The following is a 20,824-nucleotide window of genomic DNA, read 5'->3' as shown; positions in this document are numbered from 1 at the left end:
TGTCATGCACGACCAACGCTGCAAGTATGATACCCCATCACACAGGGCACAAGTCGCAACATAAACTTGTCCTGCAATACAAATGTAACCAGATGCCCTCCTACATCACATCCGGTGCCGAGACGCCGATGAGCCTCAGGGCGACTTCGAGGTTCACGCGCACGGCATCGCAGGCGGCAAGGCGGGCGCGGGAGAGCTCGGCGTCGACGGGACGTCCCTCGCTGGGAAGCACCTGGCAGCTAGCGTAGAAGCCATGGAAGGCGGCGGCGAGCTCCTCGCAGAAGTGAGTGATGCGGAACGGGGCACGGTCGCGGGCGCAACCGGCGACGAGCTCAGGGAACTCGGAGAGCTTGCGGGCGAGGGAGGCCTCGGTCGCGTCCGTCAGGAGCGAGAGGTCGTATGCGGGACCGATGGCGCGCTTGGCGACCTCGTCCATGCCCATCTCCACCGCCTCGTCCTCGCCGACGCCGGCGGCCTTGCGTAGAATGGAGCAGATGCGAGCGTGCGCGTACTGCACGTAGTACACGGGGTTGGCGTTGTCCTTCTGCTTGACGGCCTCGATGTCGAAGTCGATGGTCTGGTTGGACGAACGGCTGATGAGCGTATAGCGCGTGGCGTCAACGCCCACCTCGGCGATGAGCTCGTCGAAGGACACCATGGTGCCTTTGCGCTTGGACATGCGGACAGGCTCGCCATCCCTCAGCAGGTTGACAAACTGGCCGAGGTCGACCTCGAACTTGCCGGGGTACCCAAGCGCGTCGCAGACGTTGGTGACGCGCGCAATGTAGCCGTGGTGGTCGGCCCCCCATAGGTCGATGGAGTACTCGTCACGCTGGAACTTGTTCCAGTGGTACGCGACGTCCGAGGCGAAGTAGGTGTACTCGCCGTTGCTCTTGACGAGCACGCGGTCCTTGTCGTCGCCGAAGGCCGTGGACTTGAACCAGAGCGCACCGTCATCGGTCTTGTAGAGGTAGCCCATCTCGTCCAGGCGCCTGAAGGCACGATCGACCTGCGAGGTGCCGTCGGTGTCTTTCCTGTAGAGCGAGCGCTCCGAGAACCACAGGTCGAAGTCGCAGCGAACGGTATGGCAGGTCGCCTTTATGCGCCTGAGCATGGCCTGGTACGCACGCTCACGGAACTCGGGGTCGCGCTCCTCTGGCTCTGCCGAGACCCACTTGTCGCCGTCGGCCTCGTAGAACTCCCTGGCGATCTGGATGATGTAGTCGCCGCCATAGGAGTTGCCGCCGAGGACCTCGTTGAAGGCGTCCATGTAGGGATGGAGCTCGGGATGCTCGTCCTGCTCGTCGTCAACGTAGCTCTCGCGATCCTGCAGGAGGAGCCTGACGGCGTCCTCCAGACCAAAGCCCTCGGCCTTGATCGCTTGGTCCAGCTGCAGGTAGCGCATGGCGACGGAGCGGCCGAAGACGTCCATCTGGCTACCATGGTCATTGATGTAGTACTCGCGCGTGACCTTGTGGTTCGTGTGTTCGAAGACGTTGCACATGGAGTCGCCCAGGGCGGCCCAGCGACCATGGCCGACATGCAGGGGACCGGTGGGATTGGCCGAGATGAACTCGTAGTTGACCTTGAGGCCGTCGCCGACGTTGCTCTTGCCCCAGTCGGAGCCGGCCTCGCGGACGGTGCGGAAGACCTCGTTGTGTGCGGAGGTGCTCAGGTAGAAGTTGATGAAGCCGGGACCGGCAACCTCGACCCTGGTGATGGCGGGGTCGGGGGGCATGTTGTCGACGATTGCCTTTGCGATCTTGGCAGGGGCCATCCGCGCGAGACGGGCGGAACGCATGGCGACGGTCGAGGACCAGTCGCCGTTTGAGGTGTCAGCCGGACGCTCAAGGCCATAGTCCTCGATCTCGAACTCCGGAAGGGCGCCAGCCGACTGTGCGGCGGCGATTGCTTGCTTGACAAGCTCCTCGATCGTCTCGGGCATGCTTTCTCCTTTGTGCCTCATCGCTCTGTGCCTGCCGCCGAACCCACTGGCCCGACACACCTTCGCTGAAGTCTAGCAGAGTGGCACGTCGCTCGCGCTGGCATCGCACGAGAGACGCAATGTCGCCCTTTTCATGCCCCCCCTGCGAAGTCTTCTACCCGCTACGACGACCCGACCCGCAGCGCTCCGAACGTGCGAGCTCGCCGCGCAGGCGCGCAAGGCCGCTCTCCAGGCCCACGGGATAGATCTGCGGGTTGAGAAAGCGCCTGACCGCAGGGTCGAGGTGCATGAGCGCCTCGCGACAGCGGGAACGGGCCAGTTCGAGGGAGTCCGGCTCCTTGGAGCGCACACCCCTCTCGACCACCCGCTCCAGGAGCTCACGCGAGGTGGCGCCCGAGACGTCGTAGGTCGTGAGGTCGTCCAGGACGTCCACGATCGTGGAATCATCGCCCGCGTCCACGGCATCGTCCACGATCATGTCGCCCACGGGGCAACCGGCGGCATCGACGTAGCGCCTGACATGCTGCACGCCAGGGATCGTGCGTTTGTAGGCCATCTCGGACAGCTTAATGACGGGCTCCCAGGTTCCGTCCTGCGAGCGCGTGGCGGAGAGTTTGTACACGCCACCCAGAGACGGCTGGGGGTCGCATGTCGCAAGCTTGGTGCCCACGCCAAACGAGTCGATGGGAGCGCCCTGTGCAAAGAGCGACTGGATGGTGTACTCGTCCAGGTCGTTGGAAGCCGAGATCCTCACGTAGCCAAGGCCCTCGGCGTCGAACGCGGCGCGGGTCTCCTTCGAGAGCCTGGCGAGGTCGCCCGAGTCGATGCGGATGGCCGCGAGGCGCTCCCCTGCGGCCTCCATCTCCTTCGCCACGACGATCGCGTTACGTATGCCCTGGTGCACGTCATAGGTGTCGAGGAGGAGGACGCAGTTCTTGGGGCTGGAGCGAGCGAACGCGCGGAAGGCGTCAAGCTCCGTTGGAAACGCCATCACCCAGGAGTGTGCGTGGGTGCCGAACACGGGAATGCCGTAGACCTTGCCCGCAAGGACGTTCGACGTGGACGAGGCGCCCCCCACGTACGAGGCGCGCGCCACGGCAAGGCCGCCATCAGGGCCCTGGGCGCGGCGAAGGCCGAAGTCGGAGACGGGATGGCCCTCGGCTGCATGCACCACGCGTGCGGCCTTGGTCGCAACGAGCGTCTGGAAGTTCACGAGGTTCAGGAGTGCCGTCTCAAGCAGCTGGCAGTCAATGATGGGACCCTCGACGCGAACCATCGGCTCGCGCGGAAACACGAGGTCGCCCTCGGGAACCGCCCAGACGCTGACGCGCATCCTGAAGCCGCCCAGGTAGTCGAGGAAGCCCCGCTTAAACATGGGGCCGCCGCCCGGAGCCTGCACGGACTCGAGGTAGGCTATGGAATCGTCGTCGAAGAGGAAGCTCTCGACCAGGTCGGCGATCTGACCCATGCCACAGGCAACGGCATAGCCACCGCCAAAGGGGTTGTCCCGGAAGAACACGTTGAAGCAGCCCTCTACGTCGACCAGTCCCGACTCCCAGAAGCCCTGGGCCATCGTAAGTTCGTACAGGTCTGTGTTCAACGCGACGTCCGACGGCCTCGTGATGTCAGTCAGAGCCATGGGGAGATCCTCCCAACTCGCTGGTGACGGAAGGCGGAGACGATGCCCGCCCTGGTGCCAGCGTAACACTATGCCAAGGCAGCGCGTCCCAAAGTCGCCCTCGACCGTCGGCATGGGACCCTGTTGCGGAGGGGATGGCGATCATGCGGCTAGCGCCCCACCATCATGGACGCGACGATGGCGACGGCCAGGACAGTAAGGACGACGAGCACGGCCCTCTGGCCCAGGGGCATCCTGAGATCGTCATCCGGCTCCATGAGCTTGGAGTTGCGCTCGCGGATCTCTCTCGCGCGCGCAGACGCCTGCGCGTCGCGCAGGGCACGCTCCCTCTCGGCCTTGAGCCGGGCAAGCTCCGCGCGCTCGCGCTGGGCACGTCGCAGCTCCTCCTCCCGGGACTTCTCGGCGCGCAGCGTCTCGAGCTCGGCGCGCTCCTCGTCGCTCAGCGGTGCAGACGAATCAGCCATGTCTCTCTCCATCCCGTACGCACGTGGATCCCTGTGGGTCCAGGCGCCCTCCCACCCGAGGCGGACGTCCACGGAAGGGCGCCCTTCGGTTGCGCACGGACCCTATCGTAGCCGCTTTTCCGAGTCGTACAGCTCGGGGCCGCGCACTCCCGTCGCATCGAAGGCGGGCACGAAACTCTCGGAGACGGTGCCGCCCTGCTGCCACCAGAGCCTCTCGAAGCCCAGATCGTCGGCGTGGTCGAGGACCGACTCGTACTCGTCGTCCGTCACGCCACGAGCAAGGGCCCCACCCTCGCTGCGACAGTCCCCGTTGGGCGTGTACTGGTTCATGACCGACAGGTCGACCTCGTTGCCACAGAGTTCCCAGACACGGTCCAGCACGTCCTTGGAGTCGCACGAGTGACCGGGAAGCACCAGATGGCGAACGATGATGCCCCTCAACATGCGCCCATCCTCGCCCTGGGCACGGCCGCCCCGGGAACGCAGGGAGCTCAGCATGGCCGAGAGGGCCCCGGCTGCGACGTCCGGATAGTCCCTCGCCTTCGAGAGCCTCCCCGCAAGTCTCGTCGAGCCGTACTTGAAGTCCGTGAGCCAGACATCGATGACGTCGCCCATGGCCGCGACGACCTCAGGACGTTCGTAACCGGAGGTGTTGCAGACGATCGGCAGGGCAAGCCCCTCTCCCCTGGCCAGGATGATCGCCTCGCGAACCTGGGGTGCGAAGTGCAGCGGGGTGACCAGGTTTATGTTGAGTGCGCCCTGATCCCTCAGCTCAAGCATCATCCGCGCGAGGCGTCCGGTCGTGACGGCGAGGCCGAAGCCCTCCTGCGAGATCTCATGGTTCTGGCAGAACACGCAACGTAACGGGCAACCCGTGAAGAAGATGGCACCCGAGCCGGACTCGCCCGAGATGGGGGGCTCCTCCCAGAAGTGCAGTGCGGAGCGTGCGACGCGCAACGTCGCACCTGCCCCGCAGAACCCCGCCTCGCCCTGGGCGCGCGCGGCGCGACAGCGACGAGGGCAGAGCTCGCAGGCCTCGTAGGACCCCGCATCGATGTTCATGGGCCCCAATCGCCCCTCCTCGTGCGAACTAATCGCCTTTGCCCCTTGTCACCTGGCAGGCCCGCAGTCGCGCGGCCCCTGCCTTTCTGAGGCTACTGCAGCCATTGAACGAATGCGGTCTTATCAGTGTTGCTGTATCCCGCATCACTGTAAAAGTGCAGTGTCGCCTCTTCCCTCGAACTTGTGAGCAACATCATTTTGTAACAATTGGCTTTCTGGGCTATCTCTTTGGCGCGGTTCAGGCACTCGGTTGCATATCCTTTTCCACGAAAGTCGACATGAGTAACAACATTTTCGATAAATGCATATGGCCTGGCATTTCTCGTTAGATTTGGAATAATTACACAAACGCAGGAGGACACGAGGTCACCATCTATCTCGTTAACGATGATGTGATGGTTCTCGTCTTTGGTGATGGTGTCCCACGCGCCTTTTAAATGCTCGGTCATTTGCGGTACGGGTTCTCCGTGCAAATGCAGATACAGATTGAGCAGTGCGCTCAGCTCGCTTTCGGAGATTTCTCTGACCACCTGATGATTCCTCCACAATGAAAAGACCCCGCCCGAATCTATTCGGGCGGAGTCCCGAGGGCGCTCTCGGAGCACCTCCTCGTGGACTCTATCCGTCCACGAACCTATGTCAGACGCAGGGCCCATCCCTGGCAGAGAAGGGCCCGGCGCTCACGCTCATGGTGGAGATGAAGGGATTCGAACCCTCGGCCTCTGCCTTGCGAAGGCAGCGCTCTCCCAGCTGAGCTACATCCCCAAGCAAATTTGCGCGAGGAGTAGTATCGCAATTAACAACTGCAGTGTCAACCGCCCGCCATGACATACGGAGATTTGGCGTCACCCAGAGAAGTCGCCCCCTGCGGCCGCGAAATGAACCCACCTTCATAAGGTGGGTGCCCTCATCGTCTGTTCCAGCTTCCTCAACAAGGGAGGATCTCTGTACTGGGAAACGAAATACGGGCTCCCTCAAAACGCTTGTCGGTTCACCCAGTTGTTACCGCAGGGGGACGACACCTCACACTATACGGGAGTGACGCAGCGATACCAGTCTTGACTTGCTCTCCTCTATGAGTAACAGTTGAGGTTGCGTCTGGCCCCACGCCAGCTGCCGGGGTCCTTTTGGAGAGACGCCTCGCTGCACGGAGTGCACGTCCCCCTCTTCCTGTATCATTGCCTCCTTGGAGGGGTTCGCTTGCGGCAGGAGGGTGTGAGGCGGGGATGTTCAGGCCATGGATGCCATACCTCTGCCTCTTTGTCACGGCACTGCTCGTTGCTCTCGTGGCAACCCCCCTTGCCGGAAGGATCGCCTGGAAGGTTGGGGCCGTCGATTATCCCAACAAGAGGCGCATCAACAGACGCCCCATCCCCCGTATGGGCGGTATAGCGGTCTTCCTGGGGATCATTGCGGCCTTTGTCATCCAGTACCTGGGCACCACCCGGCTCGATTGGCCCGTCGTCCTCACCCCGGCCCCCCACTTCGCATCCATGAGCTACCAGATGCTCGTGGTGGGCTTCTGCGTGATCTTCCTCACTGGCGTCCTCGATGACATCTTCCAGCTCAAACCACTCCAGAAGCTCTTGGGCCAGGTCATCGCCGCGGCGGTCGCCGTCGCGGGCGGTCTTGTCATCGGCACCATCGTCAACCCCCTTACGGGGGATGCCCTTGAGCTTTCCTGGCTCGCTTACCCCATCACCGTCATCTACCTGGTCTCCTACGTAAACATCTTCAACCTGATAGACGGTCTCGACGGCCTGGCGTCAGGCATTGCGTGCATCGCTGGCGTGACGATGTTCACGCTCTCGGTCATGGCGGGACGCATGGACGCGGCCAGCCTCGCCATCGCCCTCGCGGGATCGACCCTCGGCTTCTTGCGCTACAACTTCAACCCCGCGTCCATCTTCCTGGGTGACTCGGGATCCCTGCTCTTGGGATACGCCCTTGGGGCCGTCTCTCTGCTCTCAGTCACCCGCGTCGCTGGCCTCACGACGATCATCGTCCCTCTGGTCATAGCGGGCATACCCATCATCGACACGTTCTCCGCGATAGTGCGGCGCAGGCGCGCCCACGTGAGCATCGGTTCCGCTGACCGCGGGCACATCCATCACCGCCTCATTGACGAAGGCTTCGACCAGCTTCAGGCCGTGCTGCTGATGTACGCATGGACGGCGGCGCTCTGCCTGGGGACCTTTGTCATGACGCAGGTCGGCGTCATCCCACGCATCGCCATCTTCTGTCTCCTGCTTGCCCTATCTGGAGGCCTCGCGGCACGCCTGCACCTCTTCCGGCCGGTCTTGCTGCACCACAGGAACCCCCAGACGGGCGACGACGAGCTCGTATGCCCCCAAGATGCCGCCTTCGACCAAGAGGAGCGCAAGTTCGAGAGGACACACCACCCCAACGGCTGACACGCCGAACGTCGCCTTTCGATGCAAGTACGCCGCAAACGGGCGCGGCAGGCCACGCAAGCGCACTGTCCTATGCTCCCCCCCACCAGCAACGAGAAGGGAGCACGACCATGGACATCTGCTTTGATGACTGCGCGACCCCGACGATCGTCCAGGCCATACTGGACCATGATGAGCTCATCATGAGGGAGGTCATGACCGACAGGCTGCGTGGGGAGCTGATTGGGAGACTCTTTGCCGAAGGCCGTGGCGCTGGCAGGCCATGTGGCGAACGGCCGTCGGGCTCGCGCTTGGATGGATACCCGGACGAGATGGACGACGTCTACGCAGGCTTCCCCGATTTCGCCGCCCTCATCGAGGATGAGTGCGAGAGGAGGGAAGATCGTGCCAGAGAGGCGGAATTTGACCGTATGTCGACTTTGGTGTCGGCCCTCGATGAGAAGGGAGGGCTCGAGCTGCTGCCTCCCGCGATGCAGGACCGCAGTCACCTCGAGAAGCTCATGGACGAGTACGGCATCTGAGCGGTTTGGCAAAAAAAGAGGTTCCGATCCCACCGGACCGGAACCTCTCAGCTCGCCCGTGAGGGTGAGGGACTTCAGGACGTCCGGCCCTAGTTCTCCTCGGCGAGGGCCTTTCTGGCGACCTCGGCCAGGTCCCTGAACGCAGTGTCATCGTCGTAGGCGATCTGGGCCAGGACCTTGCGGTCGAGATCGACGCCAGCGAGCTTCAGGCCATGCATGAACTTGCTGTAGGAGAGGTCGTTCATGCGGGCGGCAGCGTTGATGCGCTGGATCCAGAGGGCGCGGATGTCACGCTTCTTGTTACGACGGTCGCGGTACTGGTACTGCATGGAGTGCTGTGCCTGCTCCTTCATCCCGCGGAAGGTGCGGGAGGAGGTGCCGTAGTATCCCTTGGTACGCTCGACCAGCGTCTGACGCTTCTTGCGACCGGCGACTGCGCGCTTGACACGTGCCATATCTAATCAACTCCTTGAGAAATACGATTCGGGGACGCGAGGGCGCTTACTTGCCCATGCGCTGGGAGACGACCTGGGCATCACTTGGGGTGAGCACGGTCTCCTTGCGGAACGCACGAATGCGCTTCTGAGACTTCTTGGTCAGGATGTGGCTCTTGAAAGCCTTGGCACGCATGATCTTGCCGGTGCCGGTGCGGCGGAAGCGCTTTGCCGAACCCTTGTGAGTCTTCATCTTGGGCATGCTAGTTCTCCTTCTCGCTCTCGGCGTCACCCTCAACCGCCTTCTCATCGAAGGCGCCCTTGATCGGGGCGACGAGCATGTGCATGTTGCGGCCCTCCATCTTGGGCTGCTGCTCAACGGTGGCGTAGGGCTTCAGGTCCTGCGCGAGCCTCTCGAGGACGTTGAGACCCTGCTCGGGATGGGCCATCTCGCGGCCGCGGAACATGATGGTGACCTTGACGCGCGCGCCCTTCCTCAGGAAGCGCATGACGTGGTTCTTCTTGGTGGTGTAGTCCCCCACATCGATCTTCGGGCGGAACTTCATCTCCTTGACCTCGACCCTGACCTGCTTCTTGCGGGCGGCCTTGGCCTTGCGATCCTGCTCGTACTTGAACTTGCGGTAGTCCATGACCTTGCAGACGGGAGGCTCCGCGTTGGGTGCGATCTCCACGAGGTCAAGGTTCTGCTCGTCTGCGATGCGCTGTGCGTCACGCACGCCAAACAGACCAAGCTGCGAGCCATCGACTCCGATCAGGCGGCAGGTACGTGCGGTAATCTCGTTGTTGATGCGAGGACCCTCGTTCTTGGCTATCTTCTACACCTTCCCTTCGCGTATCGCAGAACGTGCGATACAAAAAACTCCCGGCGCGACAGCATCCAGGAGACAGTAACCGCCAGGAGGCGGGGCACTACGTTGTCTGACCAGACAGCTGCCGAGGGCGCCGTGTAGGTGGGGGCACAGGAACCACCCCTCTTTGCGGGGACTATTGTAGACGGATGACCCTTGTGACGCAAGGCGCGACCCTTGGGGCACACCACCGGCCACACACCCTCCGCATACGAGTCAATCAACAACCTCATGTGCTAGCTTTCCGTGAGCGTCCCTACGATCTATCGCTGGATAGATTTGAGATATGCAGACGCAGCCCACCTAGAGCTCAGGCGAAGGGTCTCCCATAGGCTGAGAAAGAAGGGTATAACCCGTAAGGGCGCCAGCCACGGTCCCACGCGCTCCCATGCGGCCTTCGTCGAGCTCCCGGAGGAGGAGCGAGACTCAGCATGTGAGATGGACGCAGTCACAGGCATAGTGCGCGACTCGAAGTGCCTGCTCGCGCTCTATCTCAGATCCTGTAAGTTCCAGCTCATGTTGCTTCTCGAGGAGAAGACCCTAGACGGGGTGGTGCGCACGCTCGATGCACTTGAGAGGATCGTAGGCACAGACGGCTTCAAGGGGCTCTTCGCACCTCTTCTCACCGATAACGGCAGCGAGTCCTGACCACGAGCTCATCGAGAGGTCCTCCGTCCTGGGGGGCGTTAAGCGTACTGAGTAGTGCGCCAACGAATCGCCGACGCCGGGAATACGCGCTGGCGCTCGCCAGGTGCAGCGCCGCCGAGAGCCAGCCCCTCACCTCATGTCCAGCCCGCCGCTCGTGAGGGCAGCAGCGGAGGTGGCGAGCTTCCGGAAGCGCTCGTCGTCCGCGAGTCCGCCCCACGCGGGGTCGGCCACCGCGGCGGCGACGGCTTCCCTCAAGGCGCGGACGAGGTCGGACGCCTGCCCCTCCTTATGCCCGGCCCACGCTGCCCCAAACTGCCCGGGGTCGGCGTCGGGGGCGATGCGGTCATAGAGCGGTGAGCTCTGGGACGAGAAGGGCACGGCCGGCGCAAGTTCCCGCGCAAGGTCGACCGCATCCCCAAGCGCCTCGAGGGCGCCGTCCGTATCGCCCATCCGACGAAGCGTGCCTGCGAGCTCGAGGGCGACCGTCGCGCGGTAGCACGGGTTGACCCCATCCATGTCAAGCGCCCCGTGAAGCGCGCTCGCCGCCCGGGCGGCACACCTGACATGCTCGGCATCCTCCGCCATGCCGACCTCCTGCAGCAGGAGCGCTTCGACGAGCGAGGCCGAGCGCAGGCATTCCCCCTGCATGAGCTTCCAGGCGTCATCCTTGCGCCCCAGCCCCCTATAGGCCATGACCAGAAGCATCACCTGCGATATCCCCTGCGGGGAGACCACAGGCTCCAGGAGCGCCACCGCCTTCGCATATGACCCCGACTGGACGAGTGTCGCGGCCTTCATCTGGGCTGCCTGCCGTACCGCCACGGAATCGGAACCCTCGTCGATCACGTGGTCGAGGAGGTCGACCGCCTCGGCCATCAGCATGTCGGGGCCATCTTCGGCAGCCAGGCGGGGAACCTCATCCCCCGCCTGCCCGAGTGGGTCCGGCCCCACGGTCGCCCACTCGAAGAGCAGCGACGCCATCATGACCAGGAGCCGACAGTCCGCATAGTGATCCTGGACGGCCTCGCGCAGGCGGTCGAGCGCAGAGGACTGGTCCCGAGCCGCTTTGGCGCGCAGCTCGGCGTAGAGGGTCGCCACCTCCTCGTTGGAGAGCACGGAGCGATAGCCGAAGAGCTCGTCGAGCGTAAGTGAGAAGTAGGCCGCTATGCGAGGCAGGAGCGTGACGTCGGGTATGCTCTGACCGACTTCCCACTTCGAGACTGCGGCCTTCGAAACCCCGAGCCGCTCCGCGAGCTCCTGCTGCGTGTCGCCGCGCAAGCGCCGCTCACGAGCGATGACGCTGCCGATGCTGACGGTCGGTTCCATGTCGACACCCTCCCTCGCGGCGCGGGCGCACGCCTCAGGTCGCCCCCAAATCCAGTATCAAGTCTCTCACCGGTTGAGACAACGGATGGCTCGTCGACTTTGGACGAGCTGGGTCAACCGGCAGTCGACGGGGTCGCAGACTGCGACACGAGGGATGATAGACACTACGATGACGATGGATCGCGGCACGCCTCTGCCGGGGTACACCCTCTGAGGCTGCAGGTTGTTGCGACCCGTCGAGGGTCCCCTGTCATCAGCGATATCGCTGTGATCGAGAGGAGCCTCGGAAGTCTGGCAGAGGAATGGCGACCCGAGGCAGTCCCCCATATAGTGAGCTGGTGCCCGAGGTGGGACTCGAACCCACACGCCGTTGCCGGCAGCAGATTTTGAGTCTGCCGTGTCTGCCAATTCCACCACTCGGGCTCGGCTGCGAACATCCACGCCGCAGCAAGGAGAATATATCAGAAAACGGCACTATTGAAGCGCAGGGTTCGTCACAAGCTCGTCCTCCATGGTCGTGGGGTCGCCATGCCCGCAGAAGAGGTTTGTGTGGGCGGGGATCTCCCTCTTGAGACGTGCGAGCGTCCTGCGCATGGCCCTCTCGTCGCCTCCCCCAAGATCGGTCCTGCCGCACGAGCCCTTGAACAGGGTGTCACCCACGAAGGCCACGCCCCGGGCGCTACCCTCGCCGAGAAGGACGATGCCCCCTGGCGTGTGCCCCGGTGCCTCGAGCACCTTGAAGCGGGCGCTGCCCAGCTCGAGCACGTCACCCTCCGCCAAGGTCAGGTCGGGGTCCGGGGCATTGTCGTCGTAGGAGCGCCCCTGCTCGCTGGGCTCGCCGGCGTGTCGGGCCAGCTCGGCGTCAGCCGCATGGATGGCGTAGCTGCCACCCGTGATCTCACGCAGGGCCTTCACGCCGCCCACATGGTCTCCGTGCCCGTGGGTCGCGACTATGTACCTCACCGTCGCGCCCACGGGGAGATGCTCGGCGATCTTTGCCCCCGAGTTTCCGGGATCGACGACCATGCACTCTCCGCCGGAGAGGTATGCGTAGCAGTCCGTCTCGAGCGGACCCACGACGAACATGGCGATCTGGTCGCGCCCGCGACGGCCTCCCTCGCAGCCCCCGCAGCAGCCGTCACCCTCACGGTGGTGCCCGTGGCCATCGCGGCAGTCGTCGTGCCCGTGCCCATGGGCGTGACCGCCGCAGCCGCCGTGTCCGTGGCCGTCACGACAACAGGACTCGTCCCTCTCGTCCCTGCACGTCATCGGGTCCTCCTTTTCATCTCGTTTCCGCCCTCCCCCGGCATGATACGACGCGCATCATAGACGGAGGGGACCTTGTTGACCGTAGCGAGCAGTGGGCCCAGGCGCGACGCGTCGGATATGGCGACCAGGAAGCGCAGGCGCGCGACACCGGTCGAAGTCGTCTGGGTGGCCGCCGAGAGGATGTTGCCGCCCGCGTCGCCCAGCGCGATGGTGACGTCCTTGAGGAGGCCCATGCGATCCGTGGCCTCGACCACGATCTCGACCTGGAACTCGGTCGCACCGGTGGCGTCCCACTCCACATCGATCATGCGCTCCGGGTGGTTCAGGAGGTCCTTGCAGTTGGGACAGCTCGCCCGATGCACGGAGACGCCACGGCCCCGGGTGACGAAACCAACGATCTCGTCGCCGGCCACGGGGTTGCAGCAGTGGGCCAGGTGGACAAGGAGATCGGGGTCCCCCTTCGCGACGACGCCGCAGTTGTTGCGCCTCCTGCGGTCCGATGCCGACTTCGCGGAGACGTTGACCAGGGGGCGGTTCTCGGTCATGGCCCTCTCGTGGGCGGCCTTTCGTGCGGCGGCGCGCTCCTGCTCGGCCAGGCGCTCGGGCGAGTTCTCCTCGAGGATGGCCTCTATGCGATTGGCCACCTGCTTTGGCGAGATCTTTCCCGTCCCCACGGCGGCAAAGAGGTCGTTGGTGCGGACGTAGTCGAGCAGCGCGGTGACACGCTCGATCGCCTTGGTGGTGCGCTGGTTGGAGATGCCGTAGCCTCGCTTGCGAAGCTCGTGGGCGATGTCGCTCCTGCCCTGCTCGGCATCGTCGACCTTCGAGACCGTGGTGAAATACTTGCGTATCTTGGCCTTGGCCGAAGGGGTCACGACGACGTTGAGCCAGTCATGGCTCGGCCTTGCGTTCTTGTTGGTCAGGATCTCGATGCGATCCCCGCTCTGGAGGCGGTAGGTCAGGGGTGCGACCGAGCCGTTCACCTTGGCTCCGACGCAGTGGTTGCCGACCTCGGTATGGACCGCATAGGCGAAGTCGAGCGGTGTGGAGTCGCGCCTGAGGCTCATGACCTCGCCCTTGGGGGTGAACACGAAGATCTCGTCCTCGAAGAGCTCCACCCTCAGGCTGTTGAGGTACTCGTGGGGATCGCCCATCTCCTCGTCGGTGGCCCAGTCGAGGCTGCGCCGTATCCAGTTGATCTGGCTGTCCACGTCAGCCTCGTCGCGCGACATGCGCCCGCTCGAGTTGCCGGACTTCTTGTACAGCCAGTGTGCGGCGATGCCGTACTCCGCCTGGCTGTGCATCTCGAAGGTCCTGATCTGGATCTCGATGGGCCGCGCGTCGAAGCCGATGACCGTGGTGTGAAGCGACTGGTAGCCGTTGGGCTTCGGCATGGCGATGTAATCCTTGAAGCGGCCGGGCAGGGGATGCCAGACGGTATGGACCGCACCCAGCGTGGAGTAGCAGTCTCCCACGGACTCCGTCAGGACGCGAATGGCGATCAGGTCGTAGATGTCGGTGAACTTCTTCCCCTTGCGCGTCATCTTCTGATAGATGGACCACAGGTGCTTGGGACGACCGTGGATCTGAAAGCCCGTGATCCCCACGCGGGCGAGCTCGTCTCCAAGCGTCTTGATGGCCTCGTCGGTGTTCTGCTCGCGCTGGGCGCGCGACTCCTGCACCATGCGGGCGATGCGCTCGTACTCGTCGGGGTTCAGATAGAAGAAGGCCAGGTCCTCGAGCTCCCACTTGATGGAGCTGATGCCCAGGCGATCCGCAAGCGGCGCGTAGACGTCCATCGTCTCACGGGCCTTGAACACGCGCCTGTCGGGGGGCAGGGCCGCGAGGGTGCGCATGTTGTGCAGGCGGTCGGCGAGCTTGATGATGACCACGCGGATGTCCTTGGACATGGCCAGGAACATCTTGCGCAGGTTGAGGGCCTGCTTCTCGTCCATCGAGGAGACCTCGATGGAGGTCAGCTTGGTGACGCCGTCGACCAGCTCCGCCACCGTGGCACCAAAGCGCTCCGTCAGGTCATCCAGGGTCGCCGAGGTGTCCTCCACCGTGTCGTGCAGAAGGGCCGCGCAGATGGGATCCTCGTCCATCTTGAGGTCCTTGGCCAGGATGAGCGCGACCTCGACCGGATGGTTGATGTAGGGCTCGCCAGAGCGTCGACGCTGGTCGCGGTGGAAGTCCGCGGCGAACGAGTAGGCGGCGTCGATTTTGGCCAATGCCTCGGCATCCAGGTACGTGACACAGGTGTTCCTCAGCACGCGCCAGTTATCGGCCTGCGGCACGGCCCTTCGTCGGACACTCCCCAAGCCACCGGTAGCCTCGCCCATGAAAGCCTCCTATCGATCTACGACGCAGCCGAAGCCGGGCGTGATCGGCTTGTTGATACGCTCCAACATCTCCTGTTGGCCGCTAGTAAGTACCCAATCGCGGAAGGCCGAAAACGCATCGCGCGAGCGTAGCCCCTCGAGATAGCGTATCGACCGCTCGAGCCGCATGCGCTCGGGTGAGGGGGCCATGGAGATCCGACGGGTCGGCCCGTAGCCACTGACGCCCAGGAAGCCCAGCTCGCGAAAGATCGAGATGCCGCAGGACACGGAATGCTCGTCCAGACGCGCCGTGGGATCGACGTCAAGGGCGACCTGGGCAATGTCAGCATTGCCCATCGAGAGGGGCGTCTCGCCGTCGCGTGCGCCCGCGCGTCCCGCCAGGGTCATCAGGGTCCGGTAGAGCACCACCAGATCATCGCGCCCTGGGGCCGCCGAGCAGATGATCCTCTCGTTGATACGCGCGTCTCTGCTGCCAAAGAGCAGATAGACCCAGGCGTCGTCGCCATCGCGTCCCGCCCGGCCGCTCATCTGGTTGAACTCGATCGAGCCGAAGGGCATGTGGTAGAGCACGACATTCCTGATGTCCGGAAGGTTCACGCCCTCGCCAAAGGCGCTGGTGGATACGATGCAGCTCAGGCGCCCGTCCCGGAAGGCCGCCTCCACGCGAAAGCGATCCTCGCGCGTGAGGCCGGCGTTGTAGAAGGCTATGCGCTGCCCCAGTTCGGGCACGTTCTTGCGCAACATGCGCGCGAGTGACACCGATCGCTCGCGCGAGTTGACATAGACCACGGTCTTCATGCCCGTCGCGACGACTGACACGAGCGCGGCCTCGCGGTCGTGCAGCCCGCGGTAGTCTACGACGTGGAGGTTCTCCCGGACGCTCCGGTCCACGACGACCCCGTCATCGGCATTGATGGAGAGGAGGCGGCAGATCTCGCGGGCCACACCCTCCTCGGCGGTCGCCGTCACGGCAAGCGCCACCGGGCCTCCCAGGCGTTCCAGGACCCTGGGCAGCGCAGTGTAGGAGCTGCGGCTCCCCCCCTTGGCCACACCCGCGTGGTGGGCCTCGTCCACGACCACGAACCCGACGCGCCCCGAGCTCGCGAAGCGCTCGGCATGGATGGCCAGAAACTCGGGGGTCGTGAGCAGCACGTCGACCGAGCCTAGGGCCAGGTCCGCAAAGCTGTCGTCCCTCTCGTCCAAGGGCGTCTCGCCCGTGAGCACGCGCACGCTCATGCCCAGCCTCCCGAAGGAACCAGCCAGATGATACGACTGGTCGGCGACGAGCGCGCGCAACGGGTACACGAAGACGCTCGCCCTGCCGCGACCGATGGCCTCACGGGCGGCGTGGATGTGGAAGATCAGCGACTTGCCACGCCCTGTCGCCATGACGCAGAGCACCGACTTGCCGGCAGCCAGGCGGTCGAGGGCCTCCCTCTGCGCGGGCAGGAGCGCATGGTCGCCGATCATGGCGCGCCGCAGCTCGTCGGTGAGCTCGTCTGTGCCCAGGCGCCCCAGCTGCGCCCTACGGGCGGGCGCGTCAGACGGTACTGCGTCCCCTTGGGCGTCATGCGAGAGGGTCTCGCCGGCACGTGAGAACAGGTCGTCCGAGAGGGACGTGGCAGCCTCGCATGCATCGCCGCAGAGGTCGACCGCGTCCCGATACAGGATGTCACGGACCATGAGTTTGGGCTTGGTTCGCCCCTGCCAGGTCTCGTTGACTGGCTCGAACACCAAGTCGACCGCCGCCTCGCAGTCGCAGGCGCGCTCGATCTGGGGGGTGCGGAACATGATGGCCGGGACGGGGTTCACGCCGTCGGTCGCCACGAAGCGCAGGTGGTTGCCTGACGCGCCGACGCGGGTGCGGTTGCGCATGCAGACACCATGCACTGCGAACAGGGGTTTCTTGTTGCCCTGGCCAAAGGGTTGGAGCACCTCGAGCGAGTCGATGGCCTCCACGCTCATCTCGGAGAGGCCGACGGGGGCGCTTACCTCTCCCCTGTCGACGAACTGTTCCTCTGGCAGCTGGCCCATGACCTCCCCGAGGCGGGACCTGAAGGCATCGAGGTTGGAGGCAGCGCAGGTCACCCCCACCGCCCCGGCATGTCCGCCAAAGCGGACCAGCACGTCGGAGCACCGTTCGACCGCACGGAAGAGGTCGACGGTGCCGACTGAGCGGCCCGAGCCCCGAGCCACGCCATCGGAGATCGTGAAGAGGATGGACGGGACGTGGTAGCGATTGGCTATGCGACTCGCGACTATGCCCTTGACCCCCTCGTGCCAACCCTCGCCACCGACCACGACGACGCGACCGCCGTCGTAGGTTGCCTCGACCTTCTCCATGGCCTCGTCCGTGAGCCGCGACTCTATCTCGCGGCGCTCGGCATTGGTGCGCTCGAGGCGACCGGCGAGCACGGCCGCCACGGCGGCGTCATCGGTCAGGAGCAGGTCGAAGGCGACGTCCGTCGTACCCATGCGACCAGCCGCGTTGAGTCGCGGGATCAGGGAGAACGGCAGCTCGTCGGCCGTGATGGAGGACAGGTCCACGCCGGACGTGGCCGCAAGCGCCACGATTCCGGGACGCCTGGTCTGGCGCATCTGGGCGATGCCGTCCGCCACGAGGGCGCGGTTCTCGCCCTCCAGCAGCATCATGTCCGAGATGGTGCCGAGCGTGGCGACCTCCGTGTAGCGCCGCCAGAGGTCCGGCTGGCCTCGCCGCTCGCCGAGCACCTGGACGAGCTTGAGCGCGACGCCTGCGCCCGCCAGCTCCCGCGAGACGCAGGCGGGATCGATCTTGGGATCCGTCACGGGAACGCCGACGGGCACGAGCTCGGCTGGCTCGTGGTGGTCGGTCACGACGACGTCGATCCCGCGCTCCCCGAGATGGGAGACCTCTTCACGGGCGGCGATGCCGTTGTCCACGGTGACGATGAGGTCGGGGTCACAGCCCTCTATCACACGGGAGAGGGCCTCGTCGGAGAGGCCGTACCCCTCGCCGAAGCGGTACGGTATGTAAGGGTGGACGTCACCGCCCAGCTTGCGCAGCGCAAGCGTGAGCAGGCAGGTCGCGGACATGCCGTCGACGTCGAAGTCACCGAAGACGGCTATGGTCTCGTGACGGTCGAGCGCGGCGCCCACGCGCTGCGCCGCCCCCTCCATGCCGGGAATGAGCAAGGGGTCCGCCCAGTCGCGCTCGAGCGAGGGCGTGAGGAAGCGACGGGCCTCGTCCACGTCCTTGACACCGCGCGCGGCGAGGGTGCGCGCGACGAGGGATGAGACGCCACAGCCCTCACGCAGGCACCTCTCGGCGGCCGCGTCCTGCGGCAGCAGCTCCCACCTCCTGCTTCCCAGCAGGCCAGGCACGGCTACTCGGCCCCTTCGGGAGCCGCGTCGTCCTCCATCTTGGCAGTGTCCGTAGCACCAGGTCCGTACTTGGCCTCGAGGCGCGCCCACCTCTTCTCGCGCGTCTTCCAGATCGCAAGCAAGGGCGATGCGACGGCAAAGCTCGACCACGTCCCCAACAGCTCGCCGACGAGCATGGCGAAGGCGAAGTCCTTCAGGGTGGCGCCACCCAGGAGCAGCATTGCGACGACGGGGACGAGCGAGGTGATGGTGGTGTTGATCGTACGGACGAAGACCTCGTTGATGGAGAAGTTGCAGATCTGGTAGTAGGTGCGATGCACCCCGTCCTTGAGCTGCTTGGCATTCTCGTTCATGCGATTGAACTCGACGACCGTGTCGTAGAGAGAGTAGCCCATGATCGTGAGCAGCGCGGCGACGACGTTGGGGGTGATGGCCGTCTGGGTCCACGCGTAGACGCCCAGCGTGATCAGCAGGTCGTGGAGCAGGGCGATGACGGCCGTGATGGACATCTTGAACTCGTAGCGCACAGAGACGTAGGCGATGATGAGGAGGATTGCGACGCCAAAGGCCATGGCCGAGGAGCGTGTCACGTCGGCGCCCCAGTCGGGACCGATGGTGGTGACGGTGTAGGACTCCCCACCCAACCCAAGCGAACTCGCGGCGGCAGCGGCATGCTGGTTGGCGGTCTTGGGGTCGATGGTGTCGGAGCGGACGAGGAAGCCCTGGGCGCCCTCGGTCACGCTCGTCTGGACCGTGGGGTCCTCCTCACCCGCAGAGACGAGGGCCGAGCGCATCTGCCCGATGCTGATGGAGCCCGTGTCGTGGAAGTCTATCTCGGTACCGCCCTTGAACTCGATGCCGAACACGAGTCCTCGGGCCACGAGGCCGACGATGGCGAGGACCACCAGCATGCCCGAGATGGCGAGGAACTGCCTGCGATGGTAGATGATGGGGATCTCGCGACTGAAGTGGCTACGCATTGCGGACACCCCCCTTCACGCCAGCTGCGTCCCTCTCGCGCTCCGCCTCCTCGACGTCCTGGTCGATCCCCCAGAAGCGAGGATGCCTCTGGATGGTGCCCAGGGCGAGCAGGCGCAGCGCGGGCGCCTTGAAGCAGAACATGGTCACGATGTCGCACACGATGCCGAGGGCAAGGGTCAATCCGAAGCCCTTGACGCTGCCGACGGCAACGAAGAAGAGGGCGAGGGCCGTCACCAGGGTGACGGCATCGGCGTCAAGCGAGGTGGTGATGCCATGCTTGGCGCCCGAGACGGACGCCGTCCTGACCGAGCGGCCCATGCGTATCTCCTCGCGGAAGCGTTCGAGGACGAGGATGGAGGAGTCCGCCGCAGAGCCTGTGGTGAGCACGATGCCGGCAAGTCCCGGCAGCGTCAGCGCAAAGGCGTCGAAGTGCGAGAGCAGAGCGAGGAGTCCCAGGTAGAGGACTGCGAATACTCCCAGTGAGCCCATGGTCAGAAGGCCCAGGCCCCGGTAGAAGACAAACAGGTAGGCCACGACGATGGCGACGCCTATGGCGATGGCGAACACGCCCTGGTTGAGGGAGTCCTGCCCCAGCGTCGGGCCGACGACGCGGCTCTCGGAGTAGGTCAGGGTCACGGGCAGGGAGCCGGAGTCGAGGACGGTCTTGAGGCTCTTGGCCTGCTCGAGGGTGAAGCCACCCGTGATGGAGACCTGCCCCCCCGTGATCTCGCTCTGGACGGCGGGGGCGGAGTTGATGACGCCGTCAAGGACGATGGCGATGCGACCGTGGGTGGGGGCGAGCTCCCTGGTGACGTCCGCGAAGGTCTTGGTACCCTCGCCGTCAAGGGTGACGTTGACGGCATACTGCCCCGTTGCGGACGAGCTGTCCTGGGCAACGTTGACCGAGGAGATGTGGCTTCCGTCCATGAAGGCGGTGTAGCTGCCGTCCTGCAGGCTGACACCCTGCGTGCCCGCCTTGATCTTGGCAAGCGCATCGGCATCGCCGATCTCGTCGAGACGGACGAACTCGAGGTGACCGGTCTGGCCGATGGTCTGGATGGCGGCGTCCGCGTTGGTCGCACCGGGAATCTGAATCAGGATGGAGTTGGTCCCCTGCTGCTGGACGGACGTCTCCGAGGCACCGAGCGAGTTGACGCGGTTCTGGACGATCGTCGTGGCGGTCGCCATGTCGTCGGAGCTGGGGGTGGACCCGTCCGCCTTGTTTGCCGCCATGATGACCGAGACGCCGCCCTGTATGTCGAGGCCCTGCGTGATGCGCTCGCCCAGCGGAGTGAAGCCGACCGCTGCCGCCACGAGCACGACCGCGAGCACCACTAGGGTACTGACGTAGCGCCTCACCTGGGGAGCCATGCGCCTGCCCCACCCCCTCTTGGGCTTGGTCCGCTTGCCCTTCCGTACCGCGCGGCCACCTTTCGCGGTCGCTCCCGCGCCCTCGGAGGCGTTCCAACGCTCAACGCCGGTCCTGGGCTCCGAGGACTTGGTGTCTCGTGCCATGGCTGACTCTCCTGAGTTGGGGGCGCATGGGC

At 64.8% G+C, this 20,824-nt stretch carries 17 protein-coding genes and 2 tRNA genes; 3 read left to right on the top strand and 16 right to left on the bottom strand.

Annotated elements, in window-relative coordinates:
* Window positions 1-100: 100 nt before the first annotated feature.
* The 6 genes from argS to OLSU_RS03690 all read right to left on the bottom strand — a co-directional run bounded on the left by argS (window position 101) and on the right by OLSU_RS03690 (window position 5,875).
* A complete protein-coding gene (gene argS, locus OLSU_RS03715) occupies window positions 101-1,945 on the bottom strand; it encodes an arginine--tRNA ligase (protein WP_013251614.1) in 1,845 nt (614 codons plus the stop codon).
* A gap of 154 nt (window positions 1,946-2,099) precedes the next feature.
* A complete protein-coding gene (locus OLSU_RS03710; protein ID WP_013251613.1) occupies window positions 2,100-3,584 on the bottom strand; it encodes a nicotinate phosphoribosyltransferase in 1,485 nt (494 codons plus the stop codon).
* A 149-nt stretch (window positions 3,585-3,733) separates the two neighbouring features.
* Entirely contained in the window at window positions 3,734-4,048 is a 315-nt protein-coding gene (locus OLSU_RS03705) for a hypothetical protein (RefSeq protein ID WP_013251612.1), read from the bottom strand.
* A gap of 102 nt (window positions 4,049-4,150) precedes the next feature.
* A complete protein-coding gene (locus OLSU_RS03700; protein ID WP_041548882.1) occupies window positions 4,151-5,110 on the bottom strand; it encodes a radical SAM protein in 960 nt (319 codons plus the stop codon).
* 92 nt (window positions 5,111-5,202) lie between these two features.
* Window positions 5,203-5,640, bottom strand: a complete 438-nt coding sequence (locus OLSU_RS03695) for a GNAT family N-acetyltransferase (RefSeq protein ID WP_013251610.1) — start codon at window positions 5,638-5,640, stop codon at window positions 5,203-5,205.
* Window positions 5,641-5,799: 159 nt separating this feature from the next.
* A tRNA-Ala gene (locus OLSU_RS03690) sits at window positions 5,800-5,875 on the bottom strand.
* 461 nt (window positions 5,876-6,336) lie between these two features.
* On the opposite strand from OLSU_RS03690, the gene OLSU_RS03685 reads away from it, so the two are divergent.
* Together OLSU_RS03685 and OLSU_RS03680 are read left to right on the top strand one after the other, a co-directional pair.
* The gene (locus OLSU_RS03685; protein WP_013251609.1) at window positions 6,337-7,524 is read left to right on the top strand and encodes a glycosyltransferase family 4 protein; all 1,188 of its coding nucleotides are present in this window, start codon (window positions 6,337-6,339) and stop codon (window positions 7,522-7,524) included.
* Between the two features lie 110 nt (window positions 7,525-7,634).
* On the top strand, window positions 7,635-8,045 hold the full coding sequence (locus tag OLSU_RS03680) for a hypothetical protein (RefSeq protein ID WP_013251608.1): 411 nt from the start codon (window positions 7,635-7,637) through the stop codon (window positions 8,043-8,045).
* 89 nt (window positions 8,046-8,134) lie between these two features.
* Here OLSU_RS03680 and rplT read toward each other — a convergent pair whose 3' ends face one another.
* From rplT to infC, 3 genes are read right to left on the bottom strand one after another with little or no spacing between them, the layout of a single operon-like run.
* Complete coding sequence (gene rplT / locus OLSU_RS03675) at window positions 8,135-8,500, bottom strand: 50S ribosomal protein L20 (protein WP_013251607.1); 366 nt, start codon at window positions 8,498-8,500, stop codon at window positions 8,135-8,137.
* Between the two features lie 46 nt (window positions 8,501-8,546).
* On the bottom strand, window positions 8,547-8,741 hold the full coding sequence (rpmI, locus tag OLSU_RS03670) for a 50S ribosomal protein L35 (protein ID WP_013251606.1): 195 nt from the start codon (window positions 8,739-8,741) through the stop codon (window positions 8,547-8,549).
* 1 nt (window position 8,742) lies between these two features.
* Window positions 8,743-9,312, bottom strand: coding sequence for a translation initiation factor IF-3 (gene infC, locus OLSU_RS03665; protein WP_013251605.1), 570 nt, complete (start codon window positions 9,310-9,312; stop codon window positions 8,743-8,745).
* Window positions 9,313-9,786: 474 nt separating this feature from the next.
* On the opposite strand from infC, the gene OLSU_RS03660 reads away from it, so the two are divergent.
* Window positions 9,787-9,996, top strand: a complete 210-nt coding sequence (locus OLSU_RS03660) for a hypothetical protein (protein ID WP_041548879.1) — start codon at window positions 9,787-9,789, stop codon at window positions 9,994-9,996.
* A gap of 129 nt (window positions 9,997-10,125) precedes the next feature.
* Here OLSU_RS03660 and OLSU_RS03655 read toward each other — a convergent pair whose 3' ends face one another.
* The 7 genes from OLSU_RS03655 to secD all read right to left on the bottom strand — a co-directional run bounded on the left by OLSU_RS03655 (window position 10,126) and on the right by secD (window position 20,792).
* The gene (locus OLSU_RS03655; protein WP_013251604.1) at window positions 10,126-11,322 is read right to left on the bottom strand and encodes a helix-turn-helix transcriptional regulator; all 1,197 of its coding nucleotides are present in this window, start codon (window positions 11,320-11,322) and stop codon (window positions 10,126-10,128) included.
* Between the two features lie 336 nt (window positions 11,323-11,658).
* Window positions 11,659-11,745, bottom strand: a tRNA-Leu gene (locus tag OLSU_RS03650).
* A 51-nt stretch (window positions 11,746-11,796) separates the two neighbouring features.
* Window positions 11,797-12,591, bottom strand: a complete 795-nt coding sequence (locus tag OLSU_RS03645; RefSeq protein ID WP_013251603.1) for an MBL fold metallo-hydrolase — start codon at window positions 12,589-12,591, stop codon at window positions 11,797-11,799.
* Entirely contained in the window at window positions 12,588-14,933 is a 2,346-nt protein-coding gene (locus OLSU_RS03640) for a RelA/SpoT family protein (protein ID WP_013251602.1), read from the bottom strand. The genes OLSU_RS03645 and OLSU_RS03640 overlap by 4 nt, the downstream gene beginning before the upstream one ends.
* Window positions 14,934-14,942: 9 nt before the next feature.
* Window positions 14,943-18,296, bottom strand: coding sequence for a single-stranded-DNA-specific exonuclease RecJ (gene recJ, locus OLSU_RS03635; RefSeq protein ID WP_013251601.1), 3,354 nt, complete (start codon window positions 18,294-18,296; stop codon window positions 14,943-14,945).
* A 2-nt stretch (window positions 18,297-18,298) separates the two neighbouring features.
* Entirely contained in the window at window positions 18,299-19,276 is a 978-nt protein-coding gene (secF, locus tag OLSU_RS03630; RefSeq protein ID WP_013251600.1) for a protein translocase subunit SecF, read from the bottom strand.
* Entirely contained in the window at window positions 19,269-20,792 is a 1,524-nt protein-coding gene (secD, locus tag OLSU_RS03625) for a protein translocase subunit SecD (RefSeq protein ID WP_013251599.1), read from the bottom strand. Before secD ends, secF begins: the two co-directional genes overlap by 8 nt.
* Window positions 20,793-20,824 lie beyond the last annotated feature (32 nt).

Source organism: Olsenella uli DSM 7084, assembly GCF_000143845.1.
GTDB classification, from domain to species: Bacteria; Actinomycetota; Coriobacteriia; order Coriobacteriales; family Atopobiaceae; genus Olsenella; species Olsenella uli.
The sequence above is the reverse complement of the archived record's forward strand: the minus strand, read 5'-3'. Positions and strand labels throughout refer to the sequence as shown.

Excerpts from the sequence above, each read along its gene's own strand:
- argS (WP_013251614.1), bottom strand. The coding sequence starts at position 1,945 with ATGCCCGAGACGATCGAGGAGCTTGTCAAGCAAGCAATCGCCGCCGCA.
- OLSU_RS03710 (WP_013251613.1), bottom strand. The coding sequence starts at position 3,584 with ATGGCTCTGACTGACATCACGAGGCCGTCGGACGTCGCGTTGAACACA.
- OLSU_RS03705 (WP_013251612.1), bottom strand. The coding sequence starts at position 4,048 with ATGGCTGATTCGTCTGCACCGCTGAGCGACGAGGAGCGCGCCGAGCTC.
- OLSU_RS03700 (WP_041548882.1), bottom strand. The coding sequence starts at position 5,110 with ATGAACATCGATGCGGGGTCCTACGAGGCCTGCGAGCTCTGCCCTCGT.
- OLSU_RS03685 (WP_013251609.1), top strand. The coding sequence starts at position 6,337 with ATGTTCAGGCCATGGATGCCATACCTCTGCCTCTTTGTCACGGCACTG.
- OLSU_RS03680 (WP_013251608.1), top strand. The coding sequence starts at position 7,635 with ATGGACATCTGCTTTGATGACTGCGCGACCCCGACGATCGTCCAGGCC.
- rplT (WP_013251607.1), bottom strand. The coding sequence starts at position 8,500 with ATGGCACGTGTCAAGCGCGCAGTCGCCGGTCGCAAGAAGCGTCAGACG.
- rpmI (WP_013251606.1), bottom strand. The coding sequence starts at position 8,741 with ATGCCCAAGATGAAGACTCACAAGGGTTCGGCAAAGCGCTTCCGCCGC.
- OLSU_RS03660 (WP_041548879.1), top strand. The coding sequence starts at position 9,787 with ATGGACGCAGTCACAGGCATAGTGCGCGACTCGAAGTGCCTGCTCGCG.
- OLSU_RS03655 (WP_013251604.1), bottom strand. The coding sequence starts at position 11,322 with ATGGAACCGACCGTCAGCATCGGCAGCGTCATCGCTCGTGAGCGGCGC.
- OLSU_RS03645 (WP_013251603.1), bottom strand. The coding sequence starts at position 12,591 with ATGACGTGCAGGGACGAGAGGGACGAGTCCTGTTGTCGTGACGGCCAC.
- OLSU_RS03640 (WP_013251602.1), bottom strand. The coding sequence starts at position 14,933 with ATGGGCGAGGCTACCGGTGGCTTGGGGAGTGTCCGACGAAGGGCCGTG.
- secF (WP_013251600.1), bottom strand. The coding sequence starts at position 19,276 with ATGCGTAGCCACTTCAGTCGCGAGATCCCCATCATCTACCATCGCAGG.
- secD (WP_013251599.1), bottom strand. The coding sequence starts at position 20,792 with ATGGCACGAGACACCAAGTCCTCGGAGCCCAGGACCGGCGTTGAGCGT.